Genomic DNA, 3,331 nt, shown 5'->3' on the forward strand with positions numbered 1-3,331 from the left:
ATGGTATTCAGCACGGCTGCCGAGTTCCAGGAGGCGAAGGGCTTCGGTGCCGTGGAACTGGGATTGCAAACTCTGGGCAAACTGGAACGCTTCGTCGCATCCCGCTGAAATGCTGCGACTTCCCGTCGGCTCGAATTAGGGGTTGTGGACGAGGTCCTCATCCATGTCGCGCCCGTTCTCATCGGCGACGGCATCCGCCTCTTCAGCCAGAACGGCATGGAGCCGGTCAGGCTGGAGGAGACCGAGGTCCCGGAACCGGGGCGGATCACCAACATGCGCTTCCGCTTCACGGGATAGGGCCGAGAATTCACAAAGGGGATACACGCAAAGGCGGGTTCTATGAGAAAACTGATCATATGGGACATGGTGACCGTCGACGGCTTCTTCGAAGGTCCGGACAGGGACATCAGCTGGTTCGTCTTCGAAGAAGAACTCGAGAACTACATTCGTGAGACCCAGGAAAAGGCCGACACGCTGATCTTCGGCCGCGTGACCTACGAGCTCATGGCAGCCTATTGGCCGTCCGAGCAAGGCTGGATCGCGGACTTCATGAACAAGATCGAGAAGGTGGTCTTCTCGCGCACGCTGAAAAGCGCCGACTGGAACAACACGACGCTCTTCAACGGCAATGTCGCGGAAGAAGTCTCCAAGCTGAAGACCAGGGACGGCGGAGACATCTTCGTGTTCACCTCGGGATCAACCCCGTCATTCTCGGGAGAGGCACGCCGCTCTTCAAGGGCGGCCCGAACCGGATATCCCTGAAGCATCTGGAGACGAGGACGCTCAAGTCAGGTGTTGTCATTCTCCACTACGCGCCGGAAAGCAGACAATGACGATTGATCGGCCGATGAGCTTCGGGCCCTCTGATCAGAAGTCTGCACCTGACTCCGCAGCGGTGCGCGGAATGCCAACGGAGCAGGAACGAGTAACTCCGCCCTGAATTGCGTCAGGTGCGAAATCCTAGAGCGGTTCATCGTTTCACAGAAACGCCGAACCGCTCTATCTCTTTGTTTTTGCGCAATTCCGAACGGAAAACCGTTCACACTTTTCCTGGAATTGCTCTATGCGAACAAGCCGACTGCCCGATCGTAAAAATGGTCGAGAGCGCAGCGCCTGGCGGCAATCCGGGCGGCTTCAAGCAATTCCTCGCGACACGAGGCGCCGTCCTTGTAGGTTGCGATGACCACCCGCGCGATCATTTGGGCGTCCTCGTTGTCAAGCTCCGTTTCGCCGGACCGCAAAATTTCCCGAACCACACCCCTCAAGAGATCCAGTTCAATGGTTGAAAAGACGCCCATATCGGGCGCGGATGTGCACTCCACCGCCATCTGAATTCCTCCCGTCGTCACGATATCAAACACGTGAGAGATTACAACTAAAGTATTAGGCAACCGCTTCGGAGATCGTTCGACACCCGAACACCGCTGCAGCCCTTGCTATGCCGCATTTGCCCAAGTGCCGCGAAATGCTTTTCTCACGTTAGGCAAACAGACGTGGTGCGACCTCATTGCCGATCGATTAAGAGATGAAGGCAAATATTAGCGTTTGAGGCGGTTGCCGGACGCAACCCCTTACTGAAACAGGTTGCGCCGTATGACGTGCAAACGTCGCTAATGGGATCAGACCGGCTATCGGTGGAGTACTCGTGAAGAAGACTGTCGTTAGGGTTGTCTGTGCCATCGGCCAAGCGGGGCAGCTCGGCCTCGATGGTGGCCTTCCGTGGGAAGGCAACCGGTCGCCCGAGTTTGTCGCTGACGTTGCACGATTTTTCGACCTCACCAGAGGGCACGTCTTGCTCGCCGGTCCCAAGACGATCGCAAGCATTCCGGATTTTGCTCGCCCGGATCGGGAACTTGTCGTCGTTCGCTCCAGCATGGATCCGGAGGACACGCTCCGGCGCTTTGCCGGCCGTGTCGTCTTCATCGGCGGCGGTCCACCGGTGTGGGACGCCTACGCGCGCTTCGTCAGCCATTGGGATGTCACCCGGCTGCCGTATGACGGGCCGGCAGACCGCTGGTTCGACGCAAGATGGCTTACGGGAGGTGGCAACGTTGCCAGAAATCACCGCGACCAATGAAGGCTCGGATGCTGACGCCCGCTACGAACATGTAGGTGTTGGAGCCGAATGGTATTAACCTGCGCGGTCTCGGGCTTCAGCGAGCTGGCAAACGCATGGATTTCAGCACCTTCTCAGGGCGAGGCTATTTCCTCATCGGCGGCCTCATCCTGGTCGGCGCCGGGCTTCTGATCCTTTCGCTGATCGTCAATGCTCGTGTGGCACACAATGTGCGCCACGACATACGTCATCGTGAGAAGCTGCTGGAATATTATCGCAACATCTTTTCCCAGCTCGGTGTAATCCTGATCGGTATTGGCGTTTCTCTGTTCATCTTCTTTTTCCAGCAGAATTATCAGGACCAGCGCAAACGCGAAACGGAGCTCCAGCTGGTTCTCGCCAAACTGGCCGCGCGCATTGCGCGCGGTGCCGCCGTCGTCGAATACCTCAGCGAATTCGATGCGCTGCTGGATGATGGCGGGCCCTACATCAGCCCGGAACTCGGTGGAACGAATGACGCGATCAGCGCGCACGGGGCGGAACTCGGCAAGCAGGTCGCCGAGATCCTTCTGGTTGAGCGCGATGTTGAGGTTCAAGGGTTCGAGATCCTGAACCTGTCGCGCGATTTCGAGGCATCGTTCGTCGTCAACGAACTCGATCCCGCGCTGTGGTTCAACATCGTCCGGGATGAGAGCGAGATCAAATATGCCACCACTCAGCTCGCCCTCGACTACAAGGACCTGCAGGATGCGATCGGCGGAGACTCGATCGCGGTTGCGATCGCAAATCCTGAAAAGGAGGCAAAGATCAAGCAGGAGGTGCTCGACATCTTTTATGATGCCGACCTCTTGCGCCAGCGCAGCAGGAGACTTCTCGGCCGTGCGTGCTGGCTTTTCAGCAAGGGGCGCAGCTTCGTCAACCTTGGACCGGTCAACGAGATCGAGGCTGATGCCAGGTCGCACCAGGAATGGATCGATCGGTCGAAGCGCTTCCTGACGCAGTTGAAGTCTGGAAGCGGCGATTGTTTCAAATTGCTCCAGTTCAGCCCGGCACCCTGAGTCGAGAACGCGCCGGCAAAAGGCCCGCCGCCCTGCGGCTCTAGGACTCAGACTCCGTCAGCTGGCTACCGCCGATGGTCGATATGGGTGGATAGTGTTGAAGAAGTCGGCGATGAAGCCGTGGATCCACTCGCACCGAAGCGTCTTGATTAAGGTCGACGCGACCTCCTCGCCCTAAGTGGCTCGGATGGGTGTCCCGAGGGTGCAGATCTTGGCC

3 protein-coding genes and 3 pseudogenes are annotated in these 3,331 nt (G+C 58.1%); 5 read left to right on the forward strand and 1 reads right to left on the reverse strand.

Annotation, left to right across the window (positions count from 1 at the left end):
* From EOA85_RS39500 to EOA85_RS30845, 3 pseudogenes are all read left to right on the forward strand, one after another.
* Nucleotides 1-108: pseudogene (locus EOA85_RS39500) on the forward strand (ATPase); the annotation flags it as partial.
* A 33-nt stretch (nt 109-141) separates the two neighbouring features.
* Nucleotides 142-297 (forward strand): annotated as a pseudogene (locus EOA85_RS30840) (hypothetical protein); the annotation flags it as partial.
* 42 nt (nt 298-339) lie between these two features.
* A pseudogene (locus EOA85_RS30845) lies at nt 340-833 on the forward strand (dihydrofolate reductase family protein).
* A 228-nt stretch (nt 834-1,061) separates the two neighbouring features.
* On the opposite strand, the gene EOA85_RS30850 reads toward EOA85_RS30845, so the two are convergent.
* Nucleotides 1,062-1,361, reverse strand: a complete 300-nt coding sequence (locus tag EOA85_RS30850; protein ID WP_127212252.1) for a hypothetical protein — start codon at nt 1,359-1,361, stop codon at nt 1,062-1,064.
* Between the two features lie 284 nt (nt 1,362-1,645).
* On the opposite strand from EOA85_RS30850, the gene EOA85_RS30855 reads away from it, so the two are divergent.
* Together EOA85_RS30855 and EOA85_RS30860 are read left to right on the forward strand one after the other, a co-directional pair.
* A complete protein-coding gene (locus tag EOA85_RS30855; RefSeq protein ID WP_065008612.1) occupies nt 1,646-2,077 on the forward strand; it encodes a dihydrofolate reductase in 432 nt (143 codons plus the stop codon).
* Between the two features lie 95 nt (nt 2,078-2,172).
* The gene (locus tag EOA85_RS30860) at nt 2,173-3,114 is read left to right on the forward strand and encodes a hypothetical protein (protein WP_127212253.1); all 942 of its coding nucleotides are present in this window, start codon (nt 2,173-2,175) and stop codon (nt 3,112-3,114) included.
* Nucleotides 3,115-3,331 lie beyond the last annotated feature (217 nt).

Source organism: Mesorhizobium sp. M5C.F.Ca.IN.020.29.1.1 (assembly GCF_003997375.1).
GTDB lineage: Bacteria > Pseudomonadota > Alphaproteobacteria > Rhizobiales > Rhizobiaceae > Mesorhizobium > Mesorhizobium wenxiniae.

Coding starts and splice junctions, on each gene's coding strand:
- EOA85_RS30860 (WP_127212253.1), top strand. CDS start 2,173: ATGGATTTCAGCACCTTCTCAGGGCGAGGCTATTTCCTCATCGGCGGC.